This is a genomic window from Enterococcus sp. AZ020 (genome assembly GCF_050499205.1).
Lineage (GTDB): Bacteria > Bacillota > Bacilli > Lactobacillales > Enterococcaceae > Enterococcus_L > Enterococcus_L dunnyi.
Window position 1 is genome coordinate 3,644,160 of sequence record NZ_JBIPAT010000001.1, and the last position, 17,999, is coordinate 3,662,158.

The 17,999-nt window shown below is 38.5% G+C and carries 18 protein-coding genes; 1 reads left to right on the plus strand and 17 read right to left on the minus strand.

Annotated elements, in window-relative coordinates:
- Positions 1–883 precede the first annotated feature (883 nt).
- From recO to IGI58_RS17440, 9 genes are all read right to left on the minus strand, one after another.
- A complete protein-coding gene (gene recO, locus IGI58_RS17400) occupies positions 884–1,693 on the minus strand; it encodes a DNA repair protein RecO (RefSeq protein WP_429952431.1) in 810 nt (269 codons plus the stop codon).
- Between the two features lie 149 nt (positions 1,694–1,842).
- Positions 1,843–2,745, minus strand: a complete 903-nt coding sequence (gene era / locus IGI58_RS17405) for a GTPase Era (RefSeq protein WP_087640212.1) — start codon at positions 2,743–2,745, stop codon at positions 1,843–1,845.
- A gap of 12 nt (positions 2,746–2,757) precedes the next feature.
- Positions 2,758–3,165 (minus strand): diacylglycerol kinase family protein, encoded by a 408-nt coding sequence (locus tag IGI58_RS17410; protein ID WP_429952430.1) that lies wholly within the window; start codon positions 3,163–3,165, stop codon positions 2,758–2,760.
- Positions 3,143–3,619, minus strand: a complete 477-nt coding sequence (ybeY, locus tag IGI58_RS17415) for an rRNA maturation RNase YbeY (protein WP_429952429.1) — start codon at positions 3,617–3,619, stop codon at positions 3,143–3,145. The genes IGI58_RS17410 and ybeY overlap by 23 nt, the downstream gene beginning before the upstream one ends.
- A complete protein-coding gene (locus tag IGI58_RS17420; RefSeq protein ID WP_429952428.1) occupies positions 3,619–5,817 on the minus strand; it encodes an HD family phosphohydrolase in 2,199 nt (732 codons plus the stop codon). Before IGI58_RS17420 ends, ybeY begins: the two co-directional genes overlap by 1 nt.
- Before the next feature lie 31 nt (positions 5,818–5,848).
- Positions 5,849–6,817, minus strand: coding sequence for a PhoH family protein (locus IGI58_RS17425; protein WP_087640216.1), 969 nt, complete (start codon positions 6,815–6,817; stop codon positions 5,849–5,851).
- Positions 6,818–6,952: 135 nt separating this feature from the next.
- On the minus strand, positions 6,953–7,402 hold the full coding sequence (locus tag IGI58_RS17430) for a GatB/YqeY domain-containing protein (RefSeq protein WP_087640217.1): 450 nt from the start codon (positions 7,400–7,402) through the stop codon (positions 6,953–6,955).
- 24 nt (positions 7,403–7,426) lie between these two features.
- Positions 7,427–7,603 (minus strand): 30S ribosomal protein S21, encoded by a 177-nt coding sequence (gene rpsU / locus IGI58_RS17435; protein WP_002356740.1) that lies wholly within the window; start codon positions 7,601–7,603, stop codon positions 7,427–7,429.
- 204 nt (positions 7,604–7,807) lie between these two features.
- A complete protein-coding gene (locus tag IGI58_RS17440) occupies positions 7,808–8,236 on the minus strand; it encodes a Fur family transcriptional regulator (RefSeq protein WP_087640218.1) in 429 nt (142 codons plus the stop codon).
- Between the two features lie 98 nt (positions 8,237–8,334).
- On the opposite strand from IGI58_RS17440, the gene IGI58_RS17445 reads away from it, so the two are divergent.
- Entirely contained in the window at positions 8,335–9,189 is an 855-nt protein-coding gene (locus tag IGI58_RS17445; RefSeq protein WP_087640219.1) for a pyruvate, water dikinase regulatory protein, read from the plus strand.
- 46 nt (positions 9,190–9,235) lie between these two features.
- Here IGI58_RS17445 and thrB read toward each other — a convergent pair whose 3' ends face one another.
- The 8 genes from thrB to IGI58_RS17485 all read right to left on the minus strand — a co-directional run bounded on the left by thrB (position 9,236) and on the right by IGI58_RS17485 (position 17,865).
- Positions 9,236–10,099: a homoserine kinase gene (thrB, locus tag IGI58_RS17450; RefSeq protein ID WP_429952427.1), complete on the minus strand. Its 864-nt coding sequence runs from the start codon at positions 10,097–10,099 to the stop codon at positions 9,236–9,238.
- Complete coding sequence (thrC, locus tag IGI58_RS17455) at positions 10,096–11,154, minus strand: threonine synthase (protein ID WP_429952426.1); 1,059 nt, start codon at positions 11,152–11,154, stop codon at positions 10,096–10,098. The genes thrB and thrC overlap by 4 nt, the downstream gene beginning before the upstream one ends.
- A 4-nt stretch (positions 11,155–11,158) precedes the next feature.
- Positions 11,159–12,448, minus strand: coding sequence for a homoserine dehydrogenase (locus IGI58_RS17460; RefSeq protein ID WP_225533866.1), 1,290 nt, complete (start codon positions 12,446–12,448; stop codon positions 11,159–11,161).
- A 133-nt stretch (positions 12,449–12,581) separates the two neighbouring features.
- Positions 12,582–12,866, minus strand: coding sequence for an ArsR/SmtB family transcription factor (locus IGI58_RS17465; protein ID WP_225533865.1), 285 nt, complete (start codon positions 12,864–12,866; stop codon positions 12,582–12,584).
- Positions 12,867–12,992: 126 nt separating this feature from the next.
- Entirely contained in the window at positions 12,993–13,769 is a 777-nt protein-coding gene (gene proC, locus IGI58_RS17470; RefSeq protein WP_429952424.1) for a pyrroline-5-carboxylate reductase, read from the minus strand.
- Between the two features lie 74 nt (positions 13,770–13,843).
- Positions 13,844–15,568, minus strand: coding sequence for a phospho-sugar mutase (locus tag IGI58_RS17475; RefSeq protein ID WP_429952423.1), 1,725 nt, complete (start codon positions 15,566–15,568; stop codon positions 13,844–13,846).
- Between the two features lie 100 nt (positions 15,569–15,668).
- Positions 15,669–16,394 carry a nitroreductase family protein gene (locus tag IGI58_RS17480; protein WP_429952422.1) on the minus strand — a complete coding sequence of 242 codons (726 nt, stop codon included), beginning with the start codon at positions 16,392–16,394 and terminating at the stop codon, positions 15,669–15,671.
- A 28-nt stretch (positions 16,395–16,422) separates the two neighbouring features.
- Positions 16,423–17,865, minus strand: coding sequence for a PLP-dependent aminotransferase family protein (locus IGI58_RS17485; RefSeq protein WP_429952421.1), 1,443 nt, complete (start codon positions 17,863–17,865; stop codon positions 16,423–16,425).
- Positions 17,866–17,999 lie beyond the last annotated feature (134 nt).

Here is a 17,999-nt window from a genome sequence, read left to right on the forward strand (position 1 = left end):
TACTCGTTTTTACTTGACCTTTTCATAGCTGGCTTAATATAAAAGCGGAACAGGCTTGCCCAGCTCTGACAGAAAAATAGGAATTATTGATTGAGATGCTCTTTATCTCACTCAATAGTTATCTTTTTTCCGAAGAGCTAGCCTGTGCAGCTAGATAACTATAATAGCGGAACAAATCGTCTAATCCGGTAGAAAATTAGGAAATTGCCTTTGAGGTGCTTTTTACCTCACTGACAATTTATCTATTTTCCTGAGGATTGATTTGTGCAGCTGGATAACATTTAAAAGCGGAACAAGCCGTTCAGTTTTGACAGAAAAATAGGAAAAATAAAATGTGGTGCTTTTTGCCACAATTTATTTTTATCTTTTTTCCGAAAAACTGGCTTGTGCAGCTAGATAACATTTAAAAGCGGAATGAGCCTGTTTAGTCTCGACAAGAAAATAGAAAAACATTACTGAGGCGCTTTTTGCCTCATTCAGGTTTTATCTTTTTCTCGAGAGACTGGCTCATGTAGCTAGATAACTATAATGATCAACACTTTCTTCGAAAGTCTTGTACTGTTCCACATCAGTTCATTTCATTCACTGTGTTTCTCAGTAAATCAAAAAAATCCCTATGTCTCTTAGAGACATAGGGACGAATAATCGCGGTTCCACCCTACTTCCGGCATTTGCCGACAGCTTTATTTATCATACTCAAAAGCGCCCTTCAAAAGCTGCTAGTATCTGGCTCACACTCTCCCAGACTCGCTAAACAAGCAAATCCTTTTACTCCTCTTTATCAATGTACGTATTTAATTCTTCTTAATCATAATCTTTACGGCGTAAGTTGTCAAATGATTTTGTTATAGTATCAAAGAATAAACCGAAAAATTCTCAACGATCAATCGTTTAACTGTTCATCTAATTTATCGTTGTCTTTTCTTTTTGGGATACGTAAAGTATCTTCCCAGCTTTTCATTTGATCAATAAATTTCTTGCTCTTTAAATGAATTCCTACATATTCATCGTACAATTCATCGATCATTTGTCGAATCGCTGTTTTTGTTTCAGCTTTTACATTGATATCTTGGACTTTATCATAGGAAATTGCGGAAAACAAACGAACAAAGTGAACCGCTCTAGGATCTGCATGATAACGATGCTCGTCTAACTGCCAATGACGTTCACAAAGAACACCACTATACTTTGATGAATAATCAAATTTCCCTCTTGTTTCCTGGCAAACTGCACAATGAGACCATTCAGGAGTGATACCAAAACGATGGAGCAACTGGATCTCAAAAATGTTGGTGATGATTTCTGCATCTTTCCCATCATTTAGCAAAGTTAGCGCCTGAACAGTGAAATGATACAAGTTAGGATCGTATACACGATCTTCGATAGCCGCATCTACTAAATTTAAGATGTACGTTGCATAGGCATTGATAAAAATATCTTCCTGAATTTTCCGAAATGGTGCAACTTCTTTACTGCCATTTAGAAAAGATAGTCCTTCTTCTCTAAAATCCCCAATATAAACAGCTTCTGTAAATGGTAAAATAGCAGGAGTGATCGGATTGTTCTTCCGATGTGCTCCTTTTACAAAGAACATCAATTTGCCAAATGACTCTGTGAAAATCTTGACTAATTTATCTTTTTCTTTGTAATCCTTCGTAAAAAGAATAATTCCTTTTGTTTCACCTAATGTCATCTTCAAACCTCCGTTCTCGCATATCTTAAGAAAAGAGACCGGGACAAAACCAAAAATCAGTTTTGTTTCGATCTCTAAACCTGAATAAAAGTTGAGAAAAAAGCATCTCTTTCAGAAATAAATCCTTTTCTCTCATCCTCTTTCCTTCATTAATAATCGTCTTTACGGTACCCAAAATCCTGCAAATGAACTTTTTTATCGCGCCAATCTTTTTGCACTTTTACCCAAAGCTCTAAATAGACCTTATCATCCAGTAAGTGTTCGATATCTTGCCGCGCTTTTGTACCGATTTGCTTCAGCATTTTACCACCTTTACCTATGATGATCCCTTTTTGACTATCTCGTTCAACGATAATCGTCGCTTGGATATGGACTTTATCATTCTCATCGCGTTTCATCGAATCAACAACTACTGCAACTGAATGAGGAATTTCATCTCGAGTCAAAAGCAAAACTTTTTCACGAACTAATTCAGAAACAATAAAATATTCCGGGTGATCTGTCACTTGATCATCTGGGAAATATTGCGGACCTTCAGGCATTTGAGAAACTAAAACATCCATCAAACGATCGACATTATTTCCTTCTGTGGCAGAAATCGGCACAACTTCAGTAAATGTCATTTGGCTTGTATAATCTTCGATGATTCCCAGCAATTGATCTGGATGAACCGTATCGATTTTATTGATGACTAAGTAAACAGGACTGTTCATCGTTTTCAGACGCTCGATGATAAAATCATCACCTTTACCTCTTTTTTGATCTGCACTGATCATAAACAAAGTTGCATCTACTTCACGTAATGCACTGTAGGCAGTCTCCACCATAAAATCCCCCAAACGATGTTTAGGCTTATGAATTCCTGGTGTATCAATAAAAACGATTTGCGCTTCAGGAACCGTATAGATCCCCTGAATTTTATTTCTCGTTGTTTGTGCCTTATCACTCATAATCGCAATTTTTTGTCCGACGATACGATTCAATAAAGTAGATTTTCCAACATTTGGTCTTCCTACAATAGCCACAAATCCAGATTTATGTGCTTCTGTCATTATTTCTCTCCTCTATAAAAAGTCTTTAATTATTTGCCATATTTTTGGAACAAACAAAAGTAATCCGACGATAACAGCAAAGCCGCTAGTTAACAAGACCGCTCCAGCAGCCATATCTTTGATCTTTTTCCCGATTGGGTGAAAATGAAAATCCGTAAACATATCGACAACATTTTCAAAAACCGTATTGATGATTTCAACCACTAGTACAAGAAAAATCACCAGAAGCAGCCATAACCATTCTGCTATCGACAGTCCAAAAACAAATCCGATAACAACAGCTATGATTCCCATCAATACATGAGTGCGCATATTTCTTTCTTCTTTAAATACCGTTTTGATCCCTTGAAGAGCAAACTCCAGTGAAGCAATAAAATGTTTATTTTTCCCTGTTTGTTTATCTTTTGAGTCCATAGGCATCTAAAATCTCTTTCTGTAAACCAAACATTTCCTTCTCGTCTTCTGGCTCCATGTGATCATACCCATTCAAATGAAGAAAACCATGCACTGCTAAAAAACCTAGCTCCCGTTCAAAAGTATGTCCATATTCTGCTGCTTGTTCTGCTGCTCTTTCAGTAGAAATCATCAGATCGCCTAGATTCCTAGGGAAAATATCGTCTTCGTCTTCAAAGATAATCTGCAGTTCATCTTCTCCCGCTTCTTCCAAAGCAAAACTGATCACATCCGTTGGTACATCTTTTCCTCTATAATCTCTGTTGATCACTTGAATGCCCGCATTATCCATAAAAGTTACGGAAATCTCAGTATCATCCGAAATTTCAAGAAAATCAGCTGCAAACTGCAGCAAATCCTCCACTTCTTTTAAATGTAGTTTTGACACGCTTTTTGTTTCATCAATGAACGTTATATCCATTAGTCATCTCTCTTTTCTTGTTCATCTTTCATTTTTTCCGCCTCTGATTTCATTTTCGGATATTTGATCCTTGAATGGAATGTGCTGCATAAGCCACTGACTAATGACTTCTCGACGATTCTGATTTCTTTCATCGTCAATCCGCAATCATCCAGCTGGCCATCTGAGATCCTGTCTTGAATCACATTGTGCACAAACGCTTGGATCTTCTCATTTGTCGGATGATCCATTGCACGTACTGCAGCTTCACAAGTATCTGCGATGCTAACGATCCCAGCTTCTCTTGTTTGCGGCTTAGGACCTGGATAACGGAAATCTTCTTCAGCAATTTCCGGATTTCGTTCCTTAGCTTTTACATAGAAAAATTTCATCAATGTGGTCCCATGATGCTGACGGCAAATATCGATCACCATTTCAGGCATATGATATTCTTCTAAAATTTTTGCACCATCAATGACATGACCAAAAATAATCTGCTTGCTGTCTTCTGGTAGTAGAAAATTATGCGGGTTTTCAGCTCCAGCAGGTAAATTTTCAACAAAGAAATTAGCATGTTTGATCTTTCCAATATCATGATAATAGCAAGCAACACGCGTCAATAATGATCGCCCGCCGATTTCAGCGACCGCATTAGCACTCAAACTAGCAACCATCATACTATGATGATACGTTCCTGGCGCCTCTTCAAGCAATCGTTTCAACAACGGATGATTTGGATTACTCAACTCATTCAAGATGATCATACTATCATCAGTCACAAGCAACTCGATATATGGATGAAGACCCATAGTAGCAAGGAAAGATAATACCGTTCCAGCTAATGCACAAATCATCATTGTCCAAGATTTTCCATCAAACAAACTCATTCCTTGATAAACGATCAAGACAAAGTCTAAGCAAATAGGAAAAATAATCACCCAAAATACAGCTACCATACCTTGTTCACTGATCCGTGTGCGTTTAACGACCGTTGCAAGCAGACCAGAAAATAGATAGCTGACAATGATGATCGTCAGAGAATTGGTCCCAATAGAATTATAGAAAACAAACAATGCAAAGATTACTTGAAAAATAGCAGCAAGAATCCCTGCTCTACGGTTAACAAAGTAATTCAACACCAATGGCGTGAAGGCCGCTGGGAAAAATAATGATACGTAAGCCATTTGTTCTGTCTGAAAAATTTGGAAGAACTTCATAAGCAATACACTTAGCGACATAGCCGCTACATAAAACAAAATAAAGTGACGGCGTTTGCCTTCTTCTGTTACTTGCTTTGTAAAGAAAATCAAGACAAGCACTTGCAAAACAATCGCTAAGCCCAGAGCTACCATTGGAAATACTGAAGTACTTTGATTTGTCATCCCTAAAAGCTCAAGTTTCTCCATTGCCTTACTGTCGATCTGCGTTCCTTCACGAACAATGATCTCTCCTTGATAGATCATCGCAGGTGGAACAGCATCCATTGCATTTTGACGCATTTCTTTTGTTTTTTTATCATTTGCAAAATCATTTGCGACAATTCCTTCATTGACAAGATAACGAATTTCCTGCTGCATCACACTGGTCACATCAAGAAACTGGATCTTCTCGATCGCACTTTGGCGAATACTCTCCAAATCAGCTTCACGAACATGATCTTTCATTTTATCATCAATGATTTTCAAGCTTTCTGTTTTTACTTGTTGAATTTGAGTCGCATCTAAAGAAAAGATATTTTGATAAAAGACATTTGCGAATTTTTGATAGAAAGCCACCTCATCTTGATCTAGCTGTTCAAACTGAGATTTTAAGTTGGCTACCCTTTCCTCAATGGTTGGTTTCGGAATGGTTTCGTCTTTTTTAGCTTTTGCCTTTTTCTCTTCATAATCTTTATCTGTTTTTTCATTTGCAGTAGTGATCAGCTTAAAGAGCTTTTCAATTCGTTTATGCTGAATACCAGCAGTCTCTTCCTGATAAATATATTCTGGAGTGACTGCTTCTGCTGCTAATTTTTTCTTTTGCTCTGTCTCATAGGTATTTTCAACGTTTTTATTGGCGCGAATTGTATTTTCAGCTAGTTGTCCTTCTTTGATTTCAACTTTTTTCTGATGAACACTGCCAAGCATGATCACAAATAAGAAACAGGAAAAAACCAATAATAAAATCGGAATAAACGCTTTTCCTAACTTATCACGTAATTTTATTAATGAATACTTCAACGGAATTCTCACTCCTTTCCGTGGACGATCTTTACTGTTGATTTTCCTTTTCGTACGCTCGAATAATCTGAGCTACTACTGGGTGTCTAACAACATCACCCGCATCAAAATGAACAAACGAGATTTTTTCGATCGAACGCAATGTTTTCTCAGCATTGATCAGTCCGCTTGTCACACCTTTTGGTAAATCTATCTGACTTGCATCTCCATTGACGATCATTCTTGAATTAAAGCCCAATCTCGTCAAAAACATCTTCATTTGGGCAACTGTTGTGTTTTGCGCCTCATCTAATATGACAAACGCATCATCCAACGTACGTCCCCGCATATAAGCTAAAGGCGCAATTTCGATCACGCCGCGCTCCATCAGACGATTTGTATGGTCCATCCCAAAAATCTGGTATAACGCGTCATAAACTGGGCGTAAATATGGATCGACCTTCTCTTTCAAGTCGCCAGGTAAAAAACCTAAACTTTCACCCGCTTCAACAGCTGGTCTAGTTAAAATGATTTTTTGTACCTCACCTTTTTTTAAGGCTGACACTGCCATAACAACTGCTAGAAACGTTTTACCTGTCCCAGCAGGACCAATTCCAAAAATAACATCATGCTTTCTTATTGCATCCACATACTTTTTCTGGCCAATATTTTTAATACGGATCGCACGCCCGTGATGATCTTTAATGATCTCTTCTTCATACATTGCAACAAATGAATCAAGATCTCCCGCTCTAGCCATTTTTAGGGCTGATACGACATCTGGCGTACTGATTTTGATTCCACGCTGAATCAACACTTTTAATGTACGGATTACTGATGCAATCAATTGGACTTCGGTTTCTTCCCCGATCAATTGTATCGTTTCTCCTCTAGTATTGATCGTTATCGCTGAATTTTCTTCTAAAAATTTTATATGTTTATCGTGGGTTCCTAAAAGCATACTCACATCATCAGAATCTGTTAATTTTAATTCCAACGATATTGACTGATTTTCTGTCAAAAAACGCCCAGCTCCTTTATTTTTTCGTTCTCTACAATCATACCACACAATTTATTTATTAAAAAGAAGTCATCACTTTCTTATGTACATTAGGACAAAAAAACCAACGGATATCCGCTGGTTTTTTTATCTCGGTTATTTCTCTTGTAGTAATTCTTTTACAATTGCATTGACTTGATTGCCGTCTGCTTTCCCCTTAACTGCGGGCATCACAGCTGACATGACTTTACCAAATTCTTTTGGCGAAGAAGCTCCAGTCTGATCAATTGCCGTCTGAACGATCTGACGAATTTCTTCTTCAGAAAGTTGCTTCGGCATATATTTTTCAACAATTGTGATTTCGATTTTTACTTTGTCAGCAAGATCATCACGTCCCGCTTTTTCAAACTCTGATAGAGAGTCTCTACGTTGTTTCATCTCACGAGATAAAACTGTCAACTCTTCTTCTCCGTCCAAATCACGGTTGGCTTTAATCTGCTCGTTTTGAATGGCTGCTTTTAACATGCGAAGTACAGATAACGTTTCTTTATCTTTAGACTTCATCGCTGTTTTGATATCGTCATTCAATGTTGTTAGTAATGACATACAACCAACTCCAATTCATCGAAACTAGAATTTTTTACGTTTTCTAGCTGCTTCAGATTTTTTCTTACGCTTTACACTTGGTTTTTCGTAGAATTCACGTTTACGAGATTCTTGTAAAGTACCCGCTTTTGAAACGGAACGTTTGAAGCGACGAAGAGCATCGTCAAGAGATTCGTTTTTACGAACGACAGTTTTTGACATGTTAATTCCCTCCCTCCGAGCTTAAAAAGTAACCGTTTTTTATATTTATGAATATTTAGTCATAAACAAAATACCGTTCTTTCTATATTATATCGAAAGGTTATTTTAACGTCAACCTTTACTCGTAAAAAATATAGGAAAAAGTAGCAAAATGATTATTTTTTTAAACACTTGCAGAATCGAACGCCTAATTCTTGAAACATCTCACCGACATTCTTCACAACGACCGAAAATTTCAAAGCGATGTCCTTCAATTTCGCAGCCGCTCAATTGCTCTTTGAAGAAGTCCATTGGACACATATGGATCTCTTTCGTTTTTCCGCAAACTGTACAAATAAAATGATGATGATGACCAACTTCTTGACAACAATGGAAACGGAATTTTTTTTCTCCATTCAAATCAGTTGCCTCTAATAGATTCATCATTTCAAAGTCATGTAAGTTACGATAGATCGTATCATAACTTACCCCCTTATATTCTTTGTTCATGAATTCATAGACTTCTTTTGCTGTTATATATCGGTTGCGTCGAATCAGGTAGGTGATGATCGCTTCTCTCTTTTTTGTATATTTTAAACCATTTTCCTTCATGACCATTAACGATTGCTCGACTTTTGAATTTGACTGTGACATAACTTTTCCTCCAATCAATAAATCAGAATCATTACGAATAAGATTTATGAAGGTATGGTATAATAAAATTATCAAAAAAGCAAGAGAGGAATGCTACTATGACAAATGACGAACAAAAAAAATGCGTAACGATTTTTGTAATTTCTGATTCCGCAGGTGAGACAGCTTCCAAATTGGCAGCTGCATCAATGGCGCAATATCCTACTGTAGACTTTTCATTATTTAGACGAACTTTTGCAAAAGAAGAAGAAAAATTAAAAAAAGCCTTAGAAGATGCCAAGCGTGAAAACGCAATGGTTCTTCATACTATTGTTAATGATCGTCTTGTAAAAATTGCAAATGATTTTTTTGAAGAACACAATATGTACCACTTTGATATATTGACTCCTCCTGTCGCTGAGATCGAGCGCTTGACTGGAATTGCTCCAACACGTGAGCCAGGTGCTTTACACCATTTAAATGAGAATTATTTCAAGCGGATCGAAGCAATGGAATTTGCGGTAAAATACGATGATGGCAAAGACCCTCGCGGATTTTTGGAGGCTGATGTTCTTTTGCTAGGCGTCTCAAGAACCTCAAAAACACCACTTAGCCTTTTCTTAGCGAATAAGAATCTGAAAGTAGCAAATTTACCATTGATCCCTGAAGCACATTTACCGAAACAGCTTTGGGAGACGAACCCTAAAAAAATTGTCGGTCTAACGAATGATCCAGATATTTTAAACGGTATTCGGAAAGAACGGATGAGAACCTATGGCTTGCCAGCAGATACTTCTTATTCAGATATCGAAAAAATCAAAAAAGAGTTGACATTCGCCAACGATCTTTATAAAAAAATTGGTTGCGAAGTGATCAATGTAGCTTCTTTATCGATTGAGGAAACAGCTTCCATGATTTTAAATGCATTGAACTTAGAAGACCATAGCTATTACGCAACGGAATCACCAGAATAATAAAAAAAGACGCACGGATCGTAATGCTCCGTCGTCTTTTTTATTCTTAAAATACTTGAATGCCTTCTTGATCGATCGACAAGACATTGATCGATGCTGATATTGGTAGTTTTTCCAGTTCTCTGACCATTTGACTGGTCTTTTCCTCTGGAGATAAAATTAATACGGTTGGCCCAGCTCCACTTAAAAAAGCCCCATAAACACCGACCTCTTGGCCCGATGCACGTATTTTATCCAAATGAGGAACTAATTTACGACGATAAGCTTCATGCCACCGGTCTTCCTCCATCATCACTCCTGCCAAAGGTAAATTACCATTTAAAATTGCTGCGATCATAACGTTGGCAATCGAGCTCGCCTTGACTGCTTCTTTATAAGGCATGCTATCAGGAAGCACACTGCGGCTTTCAGATGTCAATAAATGAACATCGGGGACATATGCAATAACGTCGCACAATGGAAAATGATGCTTAACATAATGAACATCTCCGTCCACATAGCTTGCAACCACAAAATCACCGCAAATCGCAGGAGCAACGTTATCGGGATGTCCTTCGATCTCTGTCGCAATCTGTAATTTGTCTTTTTGAGATAAGTTCAAATTACCTAAGCGATTTGCAAGTTCAATACCGGCAACGATCACACTGGAACTGCTGCCTAATCCTCGAGCCAAAGGAATGTCCGAGGTCATTTTTAAAACTTTCGGCGCGAGTTTCGGTGCTAATTTCAGTGCCGTTTGAAGCAGTAAATTTGTTTTATCTGATGGAATATCAGCTCCTAAAGAATGAATAATCTGCCACTCATCCGCATTTTCCAAGACTTCAATACTCAGATATTGTGACAATGCAATACCACATGAGTCAAAACCTGGACCCAAATTTGCACTCGTAGCAGGAACTCTTATTTTCATAGTTCAGACACTCCATTACGTAGATGCATCCGCATCTCTTCTAAATCACTCATTTTAGAAATTTTCACATCTGTCGCATTGATTGCAGTATCAGGATCTTTAAGTCCATTCCCTGTGAAAACAGCAACCACTGTTTCACCTGCTTTGATTTTTCCATTTTTTACATGTTGAATAACGCCAGCAAGGGATGCTGCAGAACCTGGTTCAACAAAAACACCGTCTTGTGCAGCAACCTTACGATATGCATTCAAAATCTCTTCATCTGTGACTGCATCAATATGTCCATCTGACTCATCTCTGGCAGCTTCTGCCAACTTCCAGCTAGCAGGGTTACCGATTCGAATTGCTGTAGCAATTGTTTCCGGCTGATCGATCGGCTCACCTTTTACGATCGCCGCTGCCCCTTCTGCTTCAAAGCCATGCATACGCGGTAAAAGTGTCCCTTTTACATCATGCCATTCTTTAAAACCTTTCCAGTAAGCAGAAATATTTCCGGCGTTTCCAACAGGAATCGCTAAAACATCCGGTGCTTTACCAAGCTGTTCACAGACTTCAAAGGCAGCAGTCTTTTGTCCTTCCAAACGGTATGGATTGACTGAATTTACTAAGGCGACTGCTTCAGTTTTAGCAATATCACGAACTGCTTTAAGTGCTTCATCAAAATTTCCAGGAATAGAAATGATGTCTGCACCGTAAATAATCGCTTGTGCTAATTTCCCCATCGCAATTTTTCCATCTGGGATCACAACATAGGCTTTCACTCCTGCTCTTGTGGCATAAGCTGCTGCTGCCGCACTAGTATTTCCTGTTGAGGCGCAAACAATTGCTTTTGCTCCTTCTTCAACTGCCTTAGCAACTGCCATGACCATTCCGCGATCCTTAAATGAACCAGTCGGATTCAATCCTTCATACTTGCCATATAAATTGATTCCCAATTCCTTTGATAAATTGTGTAAAGGAATCAACGGAGTATTCCCTTCTGCTAATGAAATCATAGGTGTTTTATCTGTAATAGGTAAATATTCCTTATATTGTTTTAATAATCCTTCATACATGTTTCTAGTCCTCCAATACTTTAAATGTGTTTAAAAGTTCAAAATCATTCGTTGATTCGATTTCTTTGATGACTGCTTTCATTTGCGCCTTAGTGATCGTATGGGTAATTGCAACGATTCTCGCTCTGGTTCCATCTGACTTTTGCTGTACCAACTGATCAAAACTAACATTGGCATTGGTCATGATTTGAGTCAACTTCAAAATTTGACCATGTCTGTCCGGCACTCCTATAGAAAAATAGTATTTTCCTGAAGTATCCTGATCATCTGCTAATTTTGTGTCATGTTGATAGGCATTGAACATATGGCCTGTTGTCCCTAAACGAATGTTTTTGGCAATGGTGATGATATCACTGACAACACTAGTTGCAGTCGGTTTGGCACCTGCTCCTGGTCCATAATACATCGACTCGCCTACGCCTGAACTTTCAATAAAAACAGCATTAAACTCATTTCTCACAGAAGCAATTGGATGAGCTTTAGCCACTAACATCGGTCCAACTTCGACCGCAATACGACCAGACTGATTTTCTGAAGAGCCAATTAGTTTTACTTCATACCCTAATTGAGCAGCCATTTCAACATCATCTAAAGATAATCCCCTAATGCCACGTGTATCTACTTGATCTAAACGCACATTCATGCCAAATGCAAATTGACTTAAAATAACCATCTTATACGCTGCATCGATCCCATCTACATCATTTGTTGGGTCCGATTCAGCAAAACCTAATTCTTGCGCCTCTTTTAAAGCCTGTTCATATGATTTTTTCTCTGAAACCATCTGGGTCAGCATATAATTCGTTGTCCCATTGACGATCCCTAAAACCTTTTGAATATTATCCGCTGCTAAGCTATTAGCGATCGTACGTAAAATAGGAATGCCGCCTGCAACACTTGCTTCATAATACAAGTCACAATGATTCTTTTGGGCTAAAGCTACCAATTCACTGCCGTGCTGTGCAAGTAGATCCTTATTAGCTGTAACAATATGTTTCCCTTTTTCAAGAGCTTGAGTAATGAAGGTTTTAGCCGGTTCTACTTTTCCGATCAATTCAATAACGATCTGGATGTCATCATCATTAAGAATATCGTCGATGTTTGTGGTCAGTTGAATATCAAACTTCTCTGCTTGACGTCTTTTTTCTTCCTCGTCACGCACAAGTGCTTTAGAAATGGCGATCTCCATCCCAGTCACTTGAGAAATCTTTTCTTGATGTTCTTTTAAAATCGTTGGTACACCAGAGCCAACTGTCCCTAACCCGAGTAAACCGATGTTCAATTTTTCCTTCATTTTTCTTCCTCCAACTGTAAAATTAGAAATATTTCATTTTCTTCTAATAAATCATGTTTCTAGTATAACGAACTGCCACAAAAAAAACTACCCTTTTCTTTGAATTTCCCTTAAGGATCCAAGAAAAGGTAAGTTATTGGTGTTTGATATGTTCAAATGTTTGATTCAAAATATCGATAACATGATGATCATCCAAGGTATAATAAATTGTTTTCCCTTGTCTTCTCGATCTCACAACATGTGTATCGCGTAAAAGTCTTAATTGATGAGACACGGCAGATTGTTCCATTGAGAGTTCTTCTCCAATTGAAGTCACATTTAATTCTCCCTGCTTCAACAGTAATAAAATACGTAATCTTGTCGGGTCACTTAATACTTTATAGAGCTGGCTAACTTTTTTTATTTCTTCTTCAGTCACTGTTGTGTCTCCTTTCGTGATTCAGTCTCGTTTATTATAACAAATATCTTTTCAAAAGAGGAACGTTTTTCTTTAATAATATGAAAAAACAACTGAAATCCTTTGAGAATTCCAGTTGCCGTTTTCTTACTGATTTGCTTGCTTGATCGCATCAATAACTGCGTATCTGAACCCATTTTTCTCTAAAGCGGCTACTCCCTTGATCGTGCTGCCGCCTGGTGAGGTCACACCATCTTTCAGCTCTCCAGGATGCTTTTTCGTTTCGATCGCTAGTTTGGCTGATCCTAGCATCATTTGAGCGACGACTTCATAGGCCAGATTGCGAGACATTCCTTCCATGACAGCCCCATCAGCCAAAGCTTCCATAAAGATATCTACAAAAGCTGGACTACAACCAGCCACTGTACCAAAGGTTCCAAGAATCGCTTCATTGACTTCTTCTACTTTTCCTAAAGAACTTAAGACACGAAGCGCTTCATCTTTGACTGTATTCGGCATTTCAGGATCAAAAGCGGCACCGATCATTCCTTCATTCACACTGACTGGTGTATTAGGAATCGCATGAACCACATAGATTTCATTTCCGAGTACTTCCTTTGCGTCTGCAAGTGTATGGCCTGTTGCAACAGAAATCAGAATGGTATTTTCTGACATGAATGAAGCAGCTTCCTTCAATACATCCAAAACGATCGTCGCTCCTGTAGCAATAAAAATCACTTGGCATTCTTTGAATGCTGAATAATCTTTGATTAGGTTAAAACCTAATTTTTGCTGAAGAACTTCAGCTGTACCGCTTGAACCGCCTTTAACATATAAATGTTCTGGTGCTACTATCTGAGCTTTCAATAATCCTTCGATCATCGCACTTCCCATATGTCCAGCTCCGATAAATCCAATATTCATCTCTTTCACTCCTATTCTTTTCGAAAAAAGGACTGAATCAACCTTTATCTCTAGTTTTTTCAGTCCTGATCATTTTATTCAGTTAATGCATTAACTGCCGCTTCAAAATCCAAAATCTTTTGATCTGCTTCTGCTTTAGACAAGGCTTTTGTCGCCAAGTAGAATTTGATTTTTGGTTCTGTTCCAGACGGTCGAATAGCGATCCAACTGCCATCCTCCAAGAAATACTTGAGCACATCTGACGGTGGTGTTGAAAGTTTTTCTTGTCTTCCATCTACAAATGTCCGGGTCAACGCTTTGAAGTCTTCTGTTTGAACAACATTGATCCCAGCAAAAGATGATGGCGCTTCATCACGGAATTTTTTCATCAAGGCTTGGATTTTAGCACTACCTTCAATCCCGCTCAAGGTCACAGAAATAGTTTTTTCTTCAAAATAGCCGTATTCTTCAAAAATATCCTGCAAGCCGTCATAAAGTGTTTTTCCTTGCTTCTTATAAAAAGCTGCAACTTCTGCCAGTAAAACGAGTGCTTGAATCGCATCTTTGTCGCGTACGAATGACTTGATCAAATAGCCATAACTTTCTTCAAAACCAAACATGAAGGTTTGGGAATGATCTTCCTCATATTGCTCGATTTTTTCCGCAATAAACTTGAATCCAGTCAGAACATCGACCATTTTTGTATTGTATTTTTCTGCGACTGCTGTTGCTAATTCACTGGATACGATCGATTTCAAGACGACCGCATTTTCAGGAAGCGTCCCAGCTTTTTGATGTGCATCCAAAATATACTGGATCATGATCGCGCCTAATTGGTTTCCAGTCAAGACTTGATAAGAACCATCCGGTAAACGAACAGCTGCTCCTAAACGATCAGCATCAGGATCTGTTGCTATCAGCAGATCAGCATCTTCTTTTTCTCCCAAGCGAATAGCATACTCAAATGCTGAATGCTCCTCTGGATTAGGAGATTTAACTGTTGTAAAATCCGGATCAGCAATAGCTTGTTCAGGAACTAATACAAATTTTTCGAACCCTGCTTGTCTCAATGCCTTCTCACCTAGCATCGTACCTGTTCCATGAAGCGGTGTATAAACAAGCTTCAGTTCTTTGCCCATCTCGTCGATCAATGCTTGATCGATCGTTACAGCTTTGATTTCTTTCAAATATGCATTGTCTACTTCATCACCAATGATCGTGATCAAGTCACTTGTCTTCGCTTCGTTCTCAGACAAAACTTCCACTTTTAAGGGATTTTCCACTTCACGAACATATCTTGTCAGAGCGTCTGCATCTGCCGGAGGCATTTGTCCACCGTCTGCTCCGTAAACTTTGTATCCATTATACGCAGCTGGATTATGAGACGCTGTGATCATGATTCCTGTAAAAGCATTTAAGTATCGAACAGCAAAAGACAATTCTGGTGTTGGACGCAAACTTTCAAAGACAAATGCTGGAATATCATGCTTCGCCAATGTCTTAGCGGCTTCCATCGCAAATTCTGGTGACATGTGACGTGAATCATACGCAATTGCAACACCACGTCTCTTCGTCTCTGCATCTTGAGCATCCATAAAACGAGCCAAACCTTCTGTCGCTTGACGAATCGTAAAAATGTTCATACGGTTGATTCCCGCGCCTAAAATCCCACGCATACCTGCCGTTCCAAACTCTAACGGCGCGTAAAAAGCATCTTCACACTTTTCAGGGTCTTCCTTTAAATCTTTTAGCTCTTTTTTTAAATTTTCTGGTATATTTTCTTCATTTATCCACTTTTCATAGACTTGTTCCCAAGACATGTTTAGCACCTCTTTTATCATTTGTAATCTTACCCATTAGTAAGTATACCATTCCATTGCGCTATAAGAAAGTAATGGCTCGCAAAAAGAACACCTGCTCTTATTTCAGTAAACCTTGCATCTTTAACAGTTGATCCGTAACCATCGTTGCATCAGCTGCAAAGTAATCCGCAAATTTTTGACTCCAGCGTTTCGTTTCTCTCGCTTCACCAAACAGTTCCATGGTTTGATCATATTGCTCGATCAGTTCATAAGTGTATGGTTGGTAATGTTCAAAATGGATAACTGCTGCTTGCGGCAGTCGAGGCTTGACCTTCATTTCGACGATCGGCTTTCCAATACTAAGACCAAACAACGGTACAGTCATTTCAGGAAGGTTTAATAATCGACTGATTTCTTTTCCATGCTTACGTATACTACCAACAACGACAGAACCTAAGTCCAAGCTTTCGGCCGCAATGACGGCATTTTCCAATGCCAAAGCCGCATCCGTCGTTGCGACTAACAAAGATTCAACACTCTCTTCTATTTGATACGCAGATTCATACGCAGCACTAACCATTTTCGTCCGATAAAGATCTGCAATAAAAATCAAAAATACAGAACTTTTTAGTATCTGAGGATTCCCCGGATTCCATTCAACCAGCTGCTTTCTTATTTTTTTATCTTGAAGGACGATAATACTGTAAAATTGACCATTCATCCAGCTAGGCGCTTGACGTGCCGCATCCAAAATTTCCTGCAGCTCTTCTTTAGGCAGTACATATTCTTCATCAAAGTCCCGAAAACTACGACGAGTTTTCAATAATTCTAACGTTTCATTCATAGTAAATCCCTCCGTTTTCTTCATTTTATCATAGTCCTGGGAAATCTAATCTAATTTTTTCGGTAATACGAGCAAGCTTTTCTTGAAACGCTGTAACATCTTGTTGACTGACTCTAGAAAAGTTGATACGAATACTATCACGCTTCTCACTGTAAAAAAAGCTAGGCGCAATCAGCAATCCTTCTTGCAAAAATATAGCCCAGTCTTTTTGACGTAATTCTCCATGCCGCCATTTAGCCCAGAGATAATAACCACCTTTTGGCTTTTCAGCTTCCCAATCAGACATTTGAGTGACAATGTCATAAACAGCTTGACCTCTTGCTTCAACCTCGTGTGTCAACGTAGCGATTTTTCTTGAATAGTCTTCATCTGTCAATGCTAAATTTGCTAAGACCTGCGGAAAAATACTCAACGAAAAATCCATCATCTTCCTTGCTTCTGCTATTTGTTGATTAACAGATGCTGGAGCACTTAGCCACCCAATTTTGGTCGTTGACCCTAAAATTTTGGACAAGGAACCAATATAGAGAACATTTTCAGGATCTAGTTTTTTTAGCGGTGGAATTTCCTCACTTGGAATAAAATTTAATTTTGCGAAAACATCATCTTCTAAAATCGGGATCTGATATTCTTGACAAAGCTTGACTAATCCCTCACGTCGTTTCATTGACATTGTTTTGCCTGTAGGATTCTGGAATGATGGATTGACCATGACCATTTTGATTCGATGCTGACGAATCGCTCTTTCCAATTCATCTAAACAGATTCCTTCCTGATTCATTTTCACTCCATATAATCGAATTCCAGCAGCTTGGAAAATAGGCAGTGCATAAAAAAAAGAGGGATCTTCAATGGCTACGCTGTCTCCTGGCGATAATAAAACCTGCAAAATCAAAAATAGTGCTTGCTGTGCACCAGAGGTAATCAAAATACTTTCAGCCGGCAAGCTAAAACGATATTCCTTCTCCATCTCTCGACTTAGTGATGTTCTTAATGGCAAATAGCCTAAATCATCCTGCTGCTCCTCTTCTAAAAAATGCTTCCATGTAAGCGGAGGAAAAGCAAAGCTGGGAATCAAATCCAACGGCAACTCACCTGTATAAAGATCCAGTATATTTTCTTTTGAAGATCGAATAAGCTCTTCGATCTGCTCGACAAAGGGATCAACTTTTGCAAAAGCATTTTGTTCCAGATAATTACGCCAATTTGTTCTTGGAGCGGTAGTAATTCCCCATTTCCCTTCATTGACGATCGTCCCGCTTCCTTGTTTTCTTATGATCCAGCCTAAAGCTACTAGCTCATCTAATGCATGAACGACTGTTGAACGATTCACGTTGAATAAATCAGCCAATTTTCTTTCCGAAGGTAAACGTTCCCCTGGAAGGAGGTCACCATTTTTTATGTATGAAAGAATCAGATCAATAATGCTGATATAAATAGGAACATTCTTTTCTTTTTTTAACGTCCACATGCTTATTCTCTCCTTTTTTGACGATCACTATTTGAATTTCTTTGTCTTTTAAAGCTGAAGATCAGATAACATTTCTTTTATCTGTAAAAATTTAGTTATCATACTTCTCGTCTTTCTCATTTTATATTACCCGG

Coding starts and splice junctions, on each gene's coding strand:
- IGI58_RS17440 (WP_087640218.1), bottom strand. CDS start 8,236: ATGTCACAGTCAAATTCAAAAGTCGAGCAATCGTTAATGGTCATGAAG.
- thrC (WP_429952426.1), bottom strand. CDS start 11,154: ATGTATGAAGGATTATTAAAACAATATAAGGAATATTTACCTATTACA.
- thrB (WP_429952427.1), bottom strand. CDS start 10,099: ATGAAAATAAGAGTTCCTGCTACGAGTGCAAATTTGGGTCCAGGTTTT.
- proC (WP_429952424.1), bottom strand. CDS start 13,769: ATGAATATTGGATTTATCGGAGCTGGACATATGGGAAGTGCGATGATC.
- era (WP_087640212.1), bottom strand. CDS start 2,745: ATGACAGAAGCACATAAATCTGGATTTGTGGCTATTGTAGGAAGACCA.
- recO (WP_429952431.1), bottom strand. CDS start 1,693: ATGACATTAGGTGAAACAAAAGGAATTATTCTTTTTACGAAGGATTAC.
- IGI58_RS17480 (WP_429952422.1), bottom strand. CDS start 16,394: ATGAATGAAACGTTAGAATTATTGAAAACTCGTCGTAGTTTTCGGGAC.
- IGI58_RS17445 (WP_087640219.1), top strand. CDS start 8,335: ATGACAAATGACGAACAAAAAAAATGCGTAACGATTTTTGTAATTTCT.
- IGI58_RS17485 (WP_429952421.1), bottom strand. CDS start 17,865: ATGTGGACGTTAAAAAAAGAAAAGAATGTTCCTATTTATATCAGCATT.
- IGI58_RS17475 (WP_429952423.1), bottom strand. CDS start 15,568: ATGTCTTGGGAACAAGTCTATGAAAAGTGGATAAATGAAGAAAATATA.
- IGI58_RS17460 (WP_225533866.1), bottom strand. CDS start 12,448: ATGAAGGAAAAATTGAACATCGGTTTACTCGGGTTAGGGACAGTTGGC.
- rpsU (WP_002356740.1), bottom strand. CDS start 7,603: ATGTCAAAAACTGTCGTTCGTAAAAACGAATCTCTTGACGATGCTCTT.
- IGI58_RS17410 (WP_429952430.1), bottom strand. CDS start 3,165: ATGCCTATGGACTCAAAAGATAAACAAACAGGGAAAAATAAACATTTT.
- IGI58_RS17430 (WP_087640217.1), bottom strand. CDS start 7,402: ATGTCATTACTAACAACATTGAATGACGATATCAAAACAGCGATGAAG.
- ybeY (WP_429952429.1), bottom strand. CDS start 3,619: ATGGATATAACGTTCATTGATGAAACAAAAAGCGTGTCAAAACTACAT.